The organism is Kribbella sp., from assembly GCF_035687465.1.
Taxonomy (GTDB): Bacteria; Actinomycetota; Actinomycetes; order Propionibacteriales; family Kribbellaceae; genus Kribbella.
This window is the reverse complement of sequence record NZ_DASRXP010000489.1, coordinates 1-14,236: the sequence shown is the minus strand read 5'-3', so window position 1 is coordinate 14,236 and position 14,236 is coordinate 1. Positions and strand designations below refer to the sequence as shown.

At 67.5% G+C, this 14,236-nt stretch carries 17 protein-coding genes; 10 read left to right on the top strand and 7 right to left on the bottom strand.

Going from position 1 to position 14,236, the window contains the following annotated elements; genetic code table 11:
• The coding region (locus VFG33_RS25990; protein ID WP_325055577.1) for an ATP-binding protein DrrA1-3 family domain-containing protein at nucleotides 1-300 on the top strand (300 nt) is incomplete at its 5' end.
• Nucleotides 300-1,121 (top strand): ABC transporter permease, encoded by an 822-nt coding sequence (locus VFG33_RS25985; protein ID WP_325055576.1) that lies wholly within the window; start codon nucleotides 300-302, stop codon nucleotides 1,119-1,121. The genes VFG33_RS25990 and VFG33_RS25985, both read left to right, overlap by 1 nt.
• Before the next feature lie 187 nt (nucleotides 1,122-1,308).
• Here VFG33_RS25985 and VFG33_RS25980 read toward each other — a convergent pair whose 3' ends face one another.
• The 3 genes from VFG33_RS25980 to VFG33_RS25970 all read right to left on the bottom strand — a co-directional run bounded on the left by VFG33_RS25980 (nucleotide 1,309) and on the right by VFG33_RS25970 (nucleotide 3,323).
• Nucleotides 1,309-1,845 carry a hypothetical protein gene (locus VFG33_RS25980; protein ID WP_325055575.1) on the bottom strand — a complete coding sequence of 179 codons (537 nt, stop codon included), beginning with the start codon at nucleotides 1,843-1,845 and terminating at the stop codon, nucleotides 1,309-1,311.
• A gap of 81 nt (nucleotides 1,846-1,926) precedes the next feature.
• The gene (locus VFG33_RS25975; RefSeq protein WP_325055574.1) at nucleotides 1,927-2,370 is read right to left on the bottom strand and encodes a GNAT family N-acetyltransferase; all 444 of its coding nucleotides are present in this window, start codon (nucleotides 2,368-2,370) and stop codon (nucleotides 1,927-1,929) included.
• Nucleotides 2,370-3,323 carry a GlxA family transcriptional regulator gene (locus tag VFG33_RS25970; RefSeq protein ID WP_325055573.1) on the bottom strand — a complete coding sequence of 318 codons (954 nt, stop codon included), beginning with the start codon at nucleotides 3,321-3,323 and terminating at the stop codon, nucleotides 2,370-2,372. Before VFG33_RS25970 ends, VFG33_RS25975 begins: the two co-directional genes overlap by 1 nt.
• An 83-nt stretch (nucleotides 3,324-3,406) precedes the next feature.
• Between VFG33_RS25970 and VFG33_RS25965 the strand changes: the two genes are divergently transcribed.
• From VFG33_RS25965 to VFG33_RS25955, 3 genes are all read left to right on the top strand, one after another.
• On the top strand, nucleotides 3,407-3,676 hold the full coding sequence (locus tag VFG33_RS25965) for a hypothetical protein (RefSeq protein WP_325055572.1): 270 nt from the start codon (nucleotides 3,407-3,409) through the stop codon (nucleotides 3,674-3,676).
• A 70-nt stretch (nucleotides 3,677-3,746) separates the two neighbouring features.
• Nucleotides 3,747-4,304 carry a hypothetical protein gene (locus VFG33_RS25960; protein ID WP_325055571.1) on the top strand — a complete coding sequence of 186 codons (558 nt, stop codon included), beginning with the start codon at nucleotides 3,747-3,749 and terminating at the stop codon, nucleotides 4,302-4,304.
• Nucleotides 4,305-4,390: 86 nt separating this feature from the next.
• The gene (locus VFG33_RS25955; RefSeq protein ID WP_325055570.1) at nucleotides 4,391-5,218 is read left to right on the top strand and encodes a class I SAM-dependent methyltransferase; all 828 of its coding nucleotides are present in this window, start codon (nucleotides 4,391-4,393) and stop codon (nucleotides 5,216-5,218) included.
• Between the two features lie 84 nt (nucleotides 5,219-5,302).
• On the opposite strand, the gene VFG33_RS25950 is transcribed toward VFG33_RS25955, so the two are convergent.
• A complete protein-coding gene (locus tag VFG33_RS25950) occupies nucleotides 5,303-5,443 on the bottom strand; it encodes a hypothetical protein (protein WP_325055569.1) in 141 nt (46 codons plus the stop codon).
• Nucleotides 5,444-5,562: 119 nt separating this feature from the next.
• Nucleotides 5,563-6,141: a CbrC family protein gene (locus VFG33_RS25945; protein WP_325055568.1), complete on the bottom strand. Its 579-nt coding sequence runs from the start codon at nucleotides 6,139-6,141 to the stop codon at nucleotides 5,563-5,565.
• A 62-nt stretch (nucleotides 6,142-6,203) separates the two neighbouring features.
• On the opposite strand from VFG33_RS25945, the gene VFG33_RS25940 reads away from it, so the two are divergent.
• On the top strand, nucleotides 6,204-7,061 hold the full coding sequence (locus tag VFG33_RS25940) for a DNA-formamidopyrimidine glycosylase family protein (protein WP_325055567.1): 858 nt from the start codon (nucleotides 6,204-6,206) through the stop codon (nucleotides 7,059-7,061).
• A 4-nt stretch (nucleotides 7,062-7,065) separates the two neighbouring features.
• Here VFG33_RS25940 and VFG33_RS25935 read toward each other — a convergent pair whose 3' ends face one another.
• Nucleotides 7,066-7,899, bottom strand: coding sequence for a hypothetical protein (locus tag VFG33_RS25935; protein WP_325055566.1), 834 nt, complete (start codon nucleotides 7,897-7,899; stop codon nucleotides 7,066-7,068).
• A 267-nt stretch (nucleotides 7,900-8,166) separates the two neighbouring features.
• On the opposite strand from VFG33_RS25935, the gene VFG33_RS25930 reads away from it, so the two are divergent.
• The 4 genes from VFG33_RS25930 to VFG33_RS25915 all read left to right on the top strand — a co-directional run bounded on the left by VFG33_RS25930 (nucleotide 8,167) and on the right by VFG33_RS25915 (nucleotide 13,770).
• Nucleotides 8,167-8,490, top strand: a complete 324-nt coding sequence (locus VFG33_RS25930; protein WP_325055565.1) for a rhodanese-like domain-containing protein — start codon at nucleotides 8,167-8,169, stop codon at nucleotides 8,488-8,490.
• Between the two features lie 170 nt (nucleotides 8,491-8,660).
• A complete protein-coding gene (locus VFG33_RS25925; RefSeq protein WP_325055564.1) occupies nucleotides 8,661-12,143 on the top strand; it encodes a phosphodiester glycosidase family protein in 3,483 nt (1,160 codons plus the stop codon).
• Between the two features lie 392 nt (nucleotides 12,144-12,535).
• The gene (locus tag VFG33_RS25920) at nucleotides 12,536-13,054 is read left to right on the top strand and encodes a GrpB family protein (protein WP_325055563.1); all 519 of its coding nucleotides are present in this window, start codon (nucleotides 12,536-12,538) and stop codon (nucleotides 13,052-13,054) included.
• A gap of 59 nt (nucleotides 13,055-13,113) precedes the next feature.
• On the top strand, nucleotides 13,114-13,770 hold the full coding sequence (locus VFG33_RS25915) for a flavin reductase family protein (protein WP_325055562.1): 657 nt from the start codon (nucleotides 13,114-13,116) through the stop codon (nucleotides 13,768-13,770).
• Here the strand turns inward: VFG33_RS25915 and VFG33_RS25910 are convergent.
• On the bottom strand, nucleotides 13,767-14,051 hold the full coding sequence (locus VFG33_RS25910) for an antibiotic biosynthesis monooxygenase family protein (protein WP_325055561.1): 285 nt from the start codon (nucleotides 14,049-14,051) through the stop codon (nucleotides 13,767-13,769). The genes VFG33_RS25915 and VFG33_RS25910 overlap by 4 nt on opposite strands.
• Nucleotides 14,052-14,236 lie beyond the last annotated feature (185 nt).

Genomic DNA, 14,236 nt, shown 5'->3' with positions numbered 1-14,236 from the left:
GAACTCCGCGGCGACTCCGTCCACGTCGAACTGGTCGATCCCGACACCGACGGTCACGTGCGCGCGCTGCTCGCCCAACTGCCGGGGATCGGCGAAATTGTTGCTGAGGGCAACACGCTGCGAGCTCGGGTGGATCGCGGTGCGACCGCGGTGCCGGCGGTGCTCGGAGCCCTTGAGGACAAGGCGATCCCGGTCACCGCAGTGACTGTGTCGCGGCCGTCGCTCGACGATGTCTACCTGAGTTACACCGGCCGGTCGTTCAAGTCAGCCGAGATCCGTGAAGAAGGGCGGGCCGCCTGATGGCCACGATGACAGCCGTAACGACGACCACCTCCGCAGCCCGGCCGGGGGGCCTGCTCGCGCATACGATTCTGGTGACCGGGCGATGGTTGCGAGCGCAGTACAGGTCGCCTGCTCTGATCGCGTTCACGCTGGTGCAGCCAGCCATCTGGTTGCTGTTGTTCGGCCAGTTGTTCAAGGGGGTGGTGAATCTCCCGGGGTTCAGCAACCCGTCGTACATCGCGTTCCTGACGCCGGGGATCGTGATGATGACGGCCCTGATGACGAGCGGCTGGAACGGCACCACCTTCATCGCCGACATGGAGCGCGGCGTGATGGACCGGATGCTGGCGTCACCGGTCCGCCGGGGTGCGCTGATGGCGGGGCAACTCATCAGCAACGCCACGACCACGGTGCTCCAGACGATCCTGGTGTTCGCGATCGGGATGGCAGCAGGAGCCCGGTACGACGGGGGCGCGACCGGTTATCTCGTCACGATCGTGGTGTCGGTGCTGGTGGGGACGGCGTTCGGGTCGCTCTCGAACGCGGTGGCGCTGCTGACCCGGCAACAGGAGGCGCTGATCGCGATCTCCCAGTTCATCTCGCTACCGCTGACGTTCATGTCGTCGATCATGATGGACCCGAAGCTCGCCCCGCACTGGGTCGAGGTAGCGGCCCGCTTCAACCCGGTCGACTGGGCCGCCATCACCGCCCGCGAAGCCCTCTCCGCCACTCCCGACTGGTCCTCAGCCACCCGCCACGGCGCCTACCTCCTAGCCTTCACCCTGCTAGTCGCCTACCTCTCCACCCGAGCCTTCCACACCTACCAACGCTCCGTCTGATTACGCGCATGCAGTCGGACTCCGCTGCCTGCTCTGCCTAAGAGTGCGCCCTTCCGGCTAGTGGAGGGCGCATTCAGGATGGCGAGGTGAGGGCGGACGTGTGTAGTCTTGAGTCAGCCCAGGGCACTAGCTCTGGGAAGTGAACCCGGGAGCCGTCCGGACGGTCGGTCGCCCGGGTTTCGCGTGTCTACGGCTTGATTTCCCTGATCTCGATCCCCCCGCTGCCGCACCGCCGCTTCCAGTCGCCGCCGCGGCCGACTGCCCAGGCGAAGATGTCGGGCAACCAGAGCAGGGGCTCGTTCGCCGGCGCCGAGTGCAGATAGACGAACCGCTCCTCGGCCTGCGCCTTCAGCACCATCTCCCGAATCACCTGGTTGTCGCGATGATCCTGGTCGCAGGACTCGACCACCATCCGGTCAACGCCGCACTGGTCGATCAGCTCCTGCACCATCACCCGTAAGCACTCGTCGCGTGCTTTGCGCTCCGACCGACCGTCGAGCTTGGTGCGGTAGATCCTTACCTCGATCCCCAGCTGTGAAACGGCGCTGAGGATCTCCCTGCGGCGGCCGTCGCTCTCGTGCTTCATGTGCAAGCGGCGTTGCCCCGGCTTGCACAGGGCGCGCAGGAGGCGTCGAGCGGGGTTCAGGTCGGCAGGGAGCAGTACAACAGCGCAGAGTAGGTAGCCGCCTCGGGAGGACTCGTCGACGAAGGCGTGCGCTGGCATGATTCGCCAACAATAGAAGGCGAAGCGGAGCATCCCCAAAACCAGAAACTGACGTCTCAGGGTTCTGGCGGCTCGGACAACTCAGAGGGGTTTGGTCCAGCGGGACCAGTTGGGTTGGGGGGTGTAGCCGGCGGCGGTCCAGGTGGGGTGGGCGTCTGCGTTGTCGTCGAGGACCATCGCGTCGGCTCGGGTTCCGCCGTACGAGGTGAAGCGGTCTTCGGCGAGGGTGATCAGGGTGCGGGCGATGCCGCGGCGGCGGTGGGTGGGGGCGACCGCGAGACGGTAGAGGTGACAACGCCAGCCGTCCCAGCCGACGATGATCGAACCGACGATCAATCCGTCACTGACCCCGTCGCTCACCGGTTCGTTGTCTATGGCAAGGATCAGAGCCTCGGGGTCGCGGGTGATGAGGCGGAGTACGGCGTCTGTGGAGTCGGGTGGGCGGTGGGAGTCTTCGGCGGCTGTCGCCCAGAACGTCATCACGGCCTCGGCGTCGGCGGCCGTGGCGGGTCGATAGGTCAGCACTAGCTGGCGGTTTGGAAGGTGCGGCGGTAGTCCTGGGGCGGTACGCCGACGACTCTGCGGAAGTGGTGCCTTAAGAGGGCTGCTGTTCCGAAGCCTGCTTCTGAGGCGATCTGTTCGATGCCGAGTCTCGTCTGCTCCAGCAGGGTTCTGGCGTGCAGGACCCGCTGGGTCGTGACCCATTTCAGCGGAGTCGTGCCGGTCTCCGCCACGAAGCGTCTCGCGAAAGTACGGTCCGACATCTTCGCGCGCCGGGCGAGTTCCGGCACGGTGTGTTCGATGGTCAAGTGGTCCACCATCCAGTCGAGCACCGGCTGCAGGCTCTCACCGGACGACTCGGGCACGGGGACCTCGACGTACTGCCGCTGGCCGCCGTCGCGCTGCGGTGGAACCACCATCCGGCGGGCGATCCGTGTGGCCACAGCACTGCCGAGCTCACGCCGTACGAGGTGCAGGCAGGCGTCGATCCCGGCCGCGGTGCCGGCGCTGGTGATGATGTTGCCGTCGTCGACGAACAGCACATCCGCGTCCAGCTTCGCCTTCGGGTACTGCTCGCGGAACAGCGTGGCGTAGCGCCAGTGCGTCGCGCAGTTGCGTCCGTCGAGGAGCCCGGCCGCGCCCAGGACGAAGGCGCCGGAGCACACCGTCAGCAGGATCGCCCCGCGCTCGGCGGCTCGGCGAAGAGCATCGAGGATGCGTACGTCGTACTCGTCGCGCCAGGTGGTCGCCGGGAGGGCGACCAGGTCGGCGTCCTCCAGTTCCTCCAACCCGTACGGCGCGATCACGGCGGAGTGACTGCTGGTCCGCAGGGGTTCGCCCGGGCGGGTGGAGCAGACCTTGAAGTCGAACAGCGGTACGCCGTCGTCGGTCCGGTCGATGCCGAACACCTCCGACAGCACGCCGAACTCGAACACGGCGACGTCCTCCATCAGGACGACAGCGATCTTCTGGAGCATGCGAGCCAGTATGGCAGAAATTAGTGGAACTATGTCAATACTGCCAATTGTGGCGGAATCTAGACGAGAGGATGATTACTGCCATGACCGGAATCGTAGTCCTCGCAGTTATCGCACTGGTCGTGATCGCGGCTCTCGAAAGCAGCAACAGGCGTCACAGCACCGGGCTGGAGCCCGGCCCGGACGGATCCTGGGTTGCCGACGACCGTGACCGCGCCAGGTCCAAGCTCGACCTGCTCGCCCTCGGCGGCGCGGCCGAACCCTTCTCCCACAAGCCCGTCAGCACTCCCGCGAGCGTCGTGCACATCCGCCGCGCCCGCGTCCTGCACCACCACGGCCGCCATGCGGCCTGACCTCCGCTGACCCGGACCAGACAGTTCGATAGGGTCCGGGTCAGACGGCAGGCGAATGAGGTGGGGCCGGATGGCTGGAATCCCCTGGGTCTGGGGCGCGACGCCGGCTGAGCTCGCGGCGGATTACCCGTGCGACCGGTTCGTGACCGAGCCGACCACGGCTTGCTTCCGGGCCATCGAATCCGCAGCTGCCCCCGATTCGCAGTACAGATGGTTGTGCCAGTTGCGCGTAGCGCCGTACAGCTACGACCTTCTCGACAACTTCGGGCGGCGGAGCCCGCGAACATTGACCCCCGGTGCCGAGGACCTCGAGATCGGGCAGGTCTTCATGACGATCTTCCGGTTGGTCGAGTTCACCCCGGGGCGTCAGCTCACCTTGCGGCTGGACGATCCGCGCGCACGGAAGCTCTTCGGCAATCTCGCCGTCACCTACACAGTTCTCCCGACCGCCGACGACGGTTCCCGCTTGGTGGTCAAGCTGGCGATAGCGATCGAGGGCGGCCCCCTTCACGCCGTACGCCGCCGGCTGCTTGCCTGGGGCGACCTGGCGATGATGCGCAAGCAACTCCTCCAACTCACCACTCTCGCGAAACAACATCCGCTGCGTCCGAAGAACCTTGGGCTATAGCGCAACCTTCTTCGGACGCAAGGACAGCCTTGCCCGATGAGGAAATCCCCGCGCGGTGAGCAGGCGGGATGTGTCACAGTCGGCGCGTGGATGACTATCGCGAGGTGAATCGGGCGAGCTGGGACGAGCGGGTGGCGGCACATGCCGCCTCGCCCGACTACATGCTGGCGCAGTACGAGCAGGACCCCGGGTTCATCGGGAACGTGGTCAAGTTCGACCAGCCGCGGCTCGGCGATATCTCCGGACTGCGCGGCGTCCACCTGCAGTGCCACATCGGCACCGACACGGTTTCACTCGCCCGGCTCGGCGCCATGATGAGCGGCCTGGACTTCTCCGGCCCGGCGATCGCCCAGGCGCAGGAGTTCGCGGACCGCCTCGGGCACGAGATCGACTTCCACGAGGCGGACGTGTACGACGCGGTCGAGGTGCTCGGCGCGGCGTCGTACGACCTGGTCTTCACGGGGATCGGCGCGCTCTGCTGGATCCCGGACATCGAGCGCTGGGCGCAGACCGTCGCCGGCCTGCTCAAGCCGGGCGGGCGGTTGTTCATCCGCGAGGGACACCCGATGATGTGGGCGCTCGAGGGCTCCGATCACGGCGACCTGCTCGCGCTCGCCTACCCGTACTTCGAGACCAAGGAGCCGACGATCTTCGACGAGGGCGGCACGTACGTCGAGACCGAGGTCGAGTTCACGCACAACCTCACGCACTCGTGGAACCACGGCCTCGGCGAGATCGTGACGGCGCTGTTCGACGCCGGGATGGACCTCACCAGCCTGACCGAGCACGACAGCGCTCCGTGGCAGAACTTCCCCGGCAGGATGACGGAAGACGAACACGGTGAATGGCGCCTCACCGACCACCCCGAACGCCTGGCGGCCACCTACACCCTCCAAGCCGTCAAGCGCCCCTGAACCCAGAACGGAAAAGGACGTGCCGGAGGCCCGGCGTGCGGGGATCCGCGGACGCCGGGCCAGGTGGAGGTCAGTGCGCTCGGCTCAGTGCGCGCGGCGCTGCTGGACCTTCTGGAACATTTCCTTGGCCTTGCGCTGGTTCTCCGGCTTGCTGAGCTCGCGCTGCGCGACCTGCAGCAGCTTGGCGACCACAGCGCCCTTGACCAGTGTCTTCACGAAACCCATCGGGGTCCTCCTTCTCTGCTCCATCTGACGGTAGCGGTTCCCGCCAAGAATCACCCGAGGGTTCCTCCTGGCTCAACCCCGATTTCCCCTCCGGCGATGCCGAAACCGCAATCCTCGGCTCAAGACATGTCGGTGTAGGCCAGCGCGACGCCGCAGTGCAGGCATCGGAACCAATACCCTGTCGCGTCGCCACCCGGATGCAGCGACCGCACATACTCCTCGCTCTGTTCAACCGACCAGTGAAACTCGTCGTTCTCGTGCAGCGCCATCTCCAACGCATCCGGATACTGCTGCAACTCCCGGTAACCGACCCTGCCCAGGTATGCCGCCCCATCACCGCAATGGAAGAGCCAGTGCGCCTGCTGCCACCCCACGAACCCCGGCGTCCTTGTCTCGATCTCGGCGACCACCTTCGCCGGTGTGTCGGCCGGTAGCCAGCCGACGTTGTCTGTGAAGGTGGCGCTGTAGCGCTCAGCGGCTGATCCGTCCGCAATGCACCACGGGCAGAGTTCGTCGTCGACTTCCTCGACGCAGTACACCGGGCCCTTGTAGACGTAGCCCCGCACTCGTCCACAGCACCGGCAGGCGGTCTCGCTCGGGGCGATCTCGCCGGTTGCCAGTGGGTCTGGGTGGTAGCGGAAGGTCGGCAGGTCGATCACCCGCTGAGCTTGGAGCAGGCGGCGGTCGCTCGCAAGCAAGTCGAGAACGTCTCCCGCAAGCTGTGGGCGAAATGTCGGGTGGTTGTGGGCACAATAGGGGGGTGCCTGAGTTGCCGGAGGTCGAGTCGCTGGCGGGGTTCCTGCGGGAGCGTGCCGTTGAGCGGGCGTTCGTGCGCGCCGACATCACCGCGATCAGTGCGCTGAAGACCTACGACCCGCCGATCTCTTCGCTGGTCGGGTTGCTGATCGACGACGTGCAGCGGCACGGGAAGTTCCTCGACATCTCGGCGCAGGGCATCCACCTCGTCATCCACCTGGCCCGGGCCGGCTGGTTGCGCTGGCGGGAGGAGCAGTCGACCGCGCTGGTCCGGCCCGGCAAGGGCCCGATCGCGCTGCGGGTGACCCTCGACGACGGGTCGGGCTTCGACCTGACGGAAGCCGGCACGCAGAAGAAGCTCGCCGTGTACGTCGTGCGCGACGTCGCGGAGGTTCCCGGGATCTCGCGCCTGGGCCCGGATCCGTTCACGCTGTCCGTCGAGGACTTCGGCGACATCCTGAAGCGGGAGGGCAGGGTCCAGCTCAAGGGCGTACTGCGGAACCAGTCTGTGATCGCCGGCATCGGCAACGCGTACTCCGACGAGATCCTGCACGTGGCGAAGATGAGCCCGTTCAAACCGGCCTCCAACCTCACCGCGGACGAGCTCGAGCAGCTCTACACCGCGATGCAGGAGACCCTGCGGGACGCGGTCCATCGGTCCCAGGGGCTGGCCGCGCAGGACCTCAAGTCGGAGAAGAAGAGCGGCCTGCGGGTGCACGGACGCAAGGGCCAGAAGTGCCCGGCCTGCGGCGACATCGTCCGCGAGGTGAGCTTCGCGGACTCCTCCCTGCAGTACTGCGCAACCTGCCAGACCGGCGGTAAACCACTGGCCGACCGCAGGCTCTCAAAACTCCTCAAATAACAGGTCAGAGCCGATAGGGCAGGGCCGCCGACCGCCGGCCCGCATCAAGCTGCACTCGAAGCGCACCACCAGAGACTCCGCAGTGCAGCGTCAGCGGGTTGGTGATGGTGGCACCTGGCGCGAGGTCGTCAAAGGTCCACTGGCAAGGGTTTGCGGTCCACCCGGGCGGGACTGGGAGGAACAACTCCCCGTGCGCCGCAGTACGGCCGAAGTTGGTCACCATCACCTGCATCTCACCGTTGGCGGGTGAGTGGAGGTACGCCAGCACGGTCCCCACCGGCGCGACCAGGACGCGGGTGATCGACGGCCCGACACTCAATCGGACGACCCGTCCCGCCCGGACCGGGAACGGCCCGATGGTCGAGCCGATCAGCTCGCCCCCTGGTACGGCGTACGACTGGTTCGCCAAAGTGACGGGCTGACTCACAGCGGGATCAGCGACGCCGAAGAACCGCACGGCGACGTCTGCGGAGCGTCTGGCGACGAGGTGTGCCGCAGGTCCGGTCGGGGTGAGATCCCAGACGCCATCGGCATTGGCGGTGACGGTGTCGGGCGGCACGATCCGCAACTTGCCCTGCAGAGCGACCCGCACCACTGGCAACTCCTCCGACCGAGGCAGTCGCACCAGCAGATCATCACCATCGCGCCGCCAGGTCAGCGCCTTCCCGGTCCTGTCCTCGACGACATGCCGCGGCGTCGTTGCCAACCCAGGAAGCCGTACTACGTGATCCGCCGGCCGCCGCGTGATCCGCAACAACAGCAACTCGCAACCCCGCAGCACCGCTTCACCCCAAGGCTGCGGGCCGAACTCGCCGGGAATCCCCTCGATCATCACCACGGCCGGAGTCCTCGCGGGCAGCTGGGTCTCAAAGCTCTTCGGGTCCTCTCCGGCGGGTGAGTCCTCCGCTCGACTTTCGCGGTCTGGACCAGTGCTGTCAACGCTCGATCCACGCCTCGGGCAATCGCATTCCCACCGTTCTCCCGGCCTTCGGCGCAGCGCTTTGCCAGTGCCTGCGGACCCGCGGCAGAAGATCGTTCCACCTGGTGGCGCGGAGGTGGAGGGGTTGGTGCAGTGCGACCGGCCGGGGGCTGCCATGATCTGCGTATGTCTGAGAATCCGCAGATTCCTGCCGTGGTGGTCGCCGAGGTCGATGACGAACTGCTGGCCGAGGCGTTCGTACTGGACGTCCGCGAGCCTGACGAGTGGGCCCGGGGGCACATCGAGGGCGCCACCCACATCCCGCTCGGCGAACTGCAGGAGCGGGTCGGCGAGGTGCCGCTCGGGCAGAAGGTGCTCTGCGTCTGCGCCGTCGGCGGCCGGTCCGGGATGGCGACCCAGTTCCTGGGCAACGAGGGCCGCGACGCGCTGAACCTCGACGGCGGCATGCACGCCTGGCAACAGGCCGGCCGCCCCGTCAGCCTCGACTGACCTGCTCCTGGCCCGAAAGTCGGGCAACCAATCGAGGACAGAAACCTTCCGGTCCACGGGCCGAACGGGTTACTTTGTCACCGGTTGGTTGCTCGACGTCTATGTGGGGCTCATGAAGCTGTAGCGAGCAAGGCGTCGGATGGCCGCGTCCGTCCAGCTCAGGAGGCTCCGTGTCCACGCCTGCTCCGCCCGCGTTCCGCCTAACCCCACGCCGCCGAACAACTCTGAGCCTGGTGGTCGGTGGGTTGCTTGCGAGCGTCGCGCTGAATCCAGCCGCCGCTCAGCCGGCGCCCGACCCGGCCCAGCTCGCCAGCCTGCAGAGCAGCGCGGTCGAGAGCCGCCAGGGTTCCTCGGCGGCCTCCGACATCCCGGACGTCGCGATCGCTCCGCCGGGCGAGGGGATCATCACCCGGCGCCAGGACACCCCGGTCGCACCTGGCGTGAACTACACCAGCTTCGACCGGCTCGACGCACGCGGCTGGCTGCGCGGTGACATCCTGGTCGCCGATCTCGATGCCGGTGGCGTCACCGTCGACTACCTCAACCCCGGCACCGTCTCCGGCCGGGAGGTGCTCAGCCAGCAGGTCGCGCGCAAGGGCGCGATCGCCGGCGTGAACGGCGACTTCTTCGATATCAACGACACCGGTGCGCCGCTCGGCATCGGGATCGAGCGGGACACCGACGGTGGCGCCGGCCAGTTCGTGAACGGCCCGGCCGCCGGCCACAACGAGACCGCCGTCATCGATGCGAACGGCCTCGGCCGGATCGCCCAGGTCTTCCTCGAAGGCACCGCGACCGACGACGATGCGAGCAAGGTCAATCTGACCAACCTCAACTCGCCCTCGGTCAACGCGGCCGGCATCGGTCTCTACACCCCGCAGTGGGGTGCGACCGCGAGGACCAGAACGGTCGACGGCCTGCCGACGGTCCGCGAGGTGATCCTCCGCGACGGCGTCGTCGTCTCCTCAACCACCACGCCTGCGACCACGCCCCTGGCAGCCAACGAGTTGGCGCTGATCGGCCGCGAAACAGGTGCGACCGCTCTGACCGCCTTCGAACCAGGCGACAAGGTCGACGTGAAGTACGGACCGCGGGCTGACGCTGCGGATGTCGCAGTCGGCATCAGCGGCAACATCCAGCTGGCCCGCGACGGCCAGATCCTCAATGTCGACGACGTTGCTCTGCACCCGCGTACTGCTGTCGGCTTCTCCGCCGACGGCCGCCGGATGGTGCTGCTCACGGTCGACGGCCGGATGGCCGACTCGCGCGGCCTGACGGAGAAGGAGCTCGCCCGGTTGATGCTCGACCTCGGTTCCGACGACGTGCTCAACCTCGACGGCGGCGGTTCCTCGACGATGCTCAAGCGCTCGCCCGGCGAGGCGGCTCCCGAGGTGGTGAACAAGCCCTCCGACGGTGGCGAGCGGCTGACCCCGAACGGCCTCGGCCTCCTCCCGGTCAAGGGATCCGGCAAGCTCAAGGGATTCCAGCTCGAGGCCACCGGCACCGCCGCCGAACTCGCCGACACCGACATCTCCCGCAGCTCGCGCGTCCTCACCGGCCTGACCCGCGTGCTGACCGCACGAGGCCATGACGAGACGTACGCGCCGGCCCCCGGTACGCCGTACTGGTCGTCGGGCAGCAACGCCAAGGTCACCAGCCAGGGGATCGTCACCGGTCGCAAGGCGGGTGATGTCGTCGTCACGGCGACTCGTGGACAGGCTCGCGGCAGGTTCCCGATCACGGTGCTCGGCACGCCGACGCGGCTGGCGCCGTCGAGCCGCCAGGTCTCGTTGCCGGATGCAACGGCTAAGGGATTCTTCACGGTCAATGGCTACGACGCGGACGGCTTCTCGACCTGGGTGGAACCGCGTGACATCAAGCTCACCTACGACCCGGCGCTGGTCAAGGTGGTTGCTCGGGGCAATGGGTTTGACGTGAACGCGATCGGCACCGAGGCCGTGTCCACGGTGATCACGGCGAAGGTGGGAAGCCTCACCACGCAGCTCAGTGTCACCGCGGGTCTGAGCAGCCAGGTTGTGGACGAGGTCGACGATCTCACCCGCTGGCAGGCGAACGCAGTACCGGCTGGTGCGGCGACGGCCAGCAGGTCTGCCGCTGAAGGTCACGACGGCGGGCAGGCTATCGCGCTCGACTACTCGCTGACCGGGAGCACCGCGACGCGTGCGGCGTACCTCTCGCAGACCCCGCAGCAGACGTTCCCCGGTCAGCCGCAGAAGCTCGGCGCCTGGGTCTACGGCGACGGCAAAGGCGCTTGGCTGCGCGCCAACGCGTACGACGCGGCCGGTGGTTCCGCGCAGACGCTCAACCTCGCGGCAGCGGTGGACTGGACCGGCTGGAAGTACGTCGAGGCCGACATCCCACCGGGTCTCACGATGCCGCTCAGGTTCTGGCGGATCTACGTGGTCGAGACCGTGCCGACCCGGCAGTACTCGGGCCGGATCATCGTCGACGACCTGACGCTGCGCAGTGCACCGCCGGTCACGGTCACACCGCCGGCGAAGGTGGTCGACCCGATGGTCGTCACCGATGGGGCTGTCGGCGGCAACAGGTGGAAGTTCGCAGTGCTGTCGGATGCGCAGTTCACCGCGGACGACCCTGAGTCGGAGTACGTGCAGCAGGCCCGACGGACGATCCGGGAGGCGCTCGCGCAGCAGCCCGAGTTCCTGGTGATCAACGGCGACTTCGTCGACCGCGGGTTCGCGAACGACATCGCGCTGGCGAAGAAGATCATCGACGAGGAGGTCGCCGGCAAGGTGCCGGTGCACTACGTGCCGGGCAACCACGAGAGTTACGGCCCGGGTGATCTGTCCGAGTGGACGAAGGTCTTCGGCCCGCCGACCAGCACGTTCGACCACAAGGGCACCCGGTTCGTCCTCCGGGACTCGTCGCTGGGGTCGCTCCGCGCCGGCGGGTTCGACCAGATCCTCGATCTGCGGAAGCAACTCGACGACGCTGCGCGCAATCGGCAGATCCGCAACGTCGTGGTGATGGCGCACCACCCGATCGACGACCCGTCCCCGACGGCGAACTCGCAACTGGGTGATCGCAAGGAGGCGGAGCTGCTGGTCCGCTGGCTTGCGGACTTCCGTGCTGCGACGGGCAAGGGTGCGGCCTACATGGCGGCTCATGCTGGGACGTTCGCGGCGACTCGTACGGACGGTGTGCTGCTGCCGCTGACGGGCAACTCGGGCAAGAGTCCCGCAGGTGCTCCCGACGCGGGTGGGTTCACCGGTTGGGCCCTGGTCGGGATCGACCCGCAGGCGCGCGAGGCGGCCGCCGCTGAGCGGCATTGGTCGGCGCCCGAGCGGTCGTGGTTCCAGGTCGAACTCAGGCCGCACGTGGATGCCCTCGAACTGGCGGCGCCCACCTCGCTCCGGATGGGCCAGACGGCCCCAGCCACAGCGACCGTAGTACAGGCGAACCGGCGGGTGCCGGTCTCCTTCCCGGTGTCGGCCGACTGGTCGGGCTCACCGCTGCTGTACATCGGCCCGGCGAAGACCGCCCCGTTCTGGGCGATCGCCTCCTACGACCCAGCCACCAGCCAACTCACCGCCCGCCGCCCCGGCACCGTCCAACTCGCAGTCACCGTCAACAGCATCACCAAAACCACGACCCTGACGGTCAACTGGTAAGCCCTAGACGCCCGGCTCCGGCAAGACCGCGGGATCCCGGGCCGCCAGGCCATCACGATCGCCGAGCAGCGGGCGCTGCCACGCTCATCGCCGTGGGGCTGCCGCATCGTGATGGCGTGGCGGTCCGGCCGGCCCTGCCGCCCGCCGGCCCGGACTCGCACCACTCACCAACCTCCGGCCCGGCCCCCGGCTCGGGCCCCGGCCGCTGCAACCCGCGCGGCAACCGAGGGTTGGTGAGTGCTGGCGGTCCGGGACCTCAAGGTGCCGGTTGGTACACGCGGACACCCAGCACTCACCAACCTCCCGCCTCGACACCCGTCGAGGCGGGAGGCGGTGGCGGTCGGGTCAGCGGGTGGGCTTGGTGAGTGCTGGCGGTCCGGCAGGATGGGCGGATGCGACTGGACCGGATCAAGATCGTCGACTACGACCCCAGGTGGGCGGAGTCGTTCGAGCAGCAGCGCCGGCGGGTCGAGCCGGTGCTGCAACCGTGGCTGACCAGGCCGATCGAGCACATCGGCAGTACTGCCGTGCCGGGGCTGCCGGCGAAGGCGATCATCGACATGGCTGCGGTAGTTCGTGACGTCGAGGGATGTGCGGACGCATTCGGCGCGCTGGCTTCACTCGAGTGGGTCGCAGCGCCCGAGCCGGGTGATCGGGAGGCGCGCAAGTGGTCCGTGTGCTTCCCGGATATCGCGCGACGTTCGCATCACCTGCACATCTTCGAGGAGGGTTCGCCGAACCTTCGGACCTTGCTCGCCTTCCGCGACCATCTTCGGATCACGCCGGCAGATCGCCAGGAGTACGCGCGGATCAAGCGGCATCTGGCAGCGGCGGATGACGAGGACCGCCCGGCCTACCGCGGTGGCAAAGCGCCGTTCATCACCGGAGTGCTCGCCAAGCTCGACGTGTGACCGGGACGACGAACCGGGTCGGTGCCTCACAGTTTCACGGCGGCCGACGTTCAACCGGTGTGAAGCGAATCGTTGAACCCAAGGTCCTGTACTTCGGCACGCCGGTGGTGCTGATCAGCTCCCGCAACCCCGACGGAACTACCAACCTCGGGCCGATGTCGTCGGCCTGGTGGCTCGACTACACCGCGATGCTGGGCATGAGCGTCAGTTCCCAGACGGTCAAGAACCTGATCGAGCGGCCCGACTGCGTTCTGAACCTCGTCGAACCGGCCATGGTCGCCAATCTGGACCAGATCGCCCTGCTCACAGGATCGCAGGAGATGTCCGAAGCCAAACGGGTCCGTGGTTATCGGTACGAGCCCGACAAGTTCGCCGCGGCGGGGCTTACGCGCGCCCGGAGCGACCTGGTCGACGTGGACGCGGTGCAGGAGAGCCCTATCAATCTGGAGGGCACGATCGTGGCGATCCATGAGCTCGGGGGTGCCGGCTCCAACCTGCGCGCTCTGGAGATGAGGATTCGACGCGTCCAGGTCCGCGAAGATCTGCTGATGAACGACGGCCGGTACATCGACCCGCTGCGGTGGGATCCGTTGATCATGAAGTTCACCGAGTACTTCGCCGGTGGTGCCCCGGCGTACGAGTCGTCCCTCGCCCGAGGCTGGCAGATGCCACGGATGGACGGCACCGGCGACCCGCAGGCGGCGACGGCGAGTTAAACGTCGGTGAAGTGCTCGACGTGGGGTGGATTGGCGAAGTGAGGGCCGATCAGGCCGCGCCAGATGCCGAACGCGTCGCTGGCGCGGAAGGCGTTGTGGGCCTCGACCGAGTCCCACTCGACCAGCAGCACGAACCGCGTCGACGTCTCGATGCCCGCCGTCAGCCGGATGCTGCGGCTGCCCTCCGCCTTCTCGATCTGCTGGCGAGCCTCCAGATACGCCGCCGTGAAGGCGTCTTCGCTACCGGCGACCACATCGATCAACGCAACTTCGAGCACCATGTGCTCACTCTTTCACGACACTCTCTCGGCGGGCGTCGAGGTAGGTCTGGGCTCCGGCCTGGCCGGTCGTCAGTTGGCCGCGCGCCTCGCGTAGATCGCCAGGATCAGCAGCGGGTCCTCAGCTGTCGGTGCGGTCATGATGTCCATCTTGCAGTTGCTCCCGCTTCCGGGCCTATCTGCCCAGA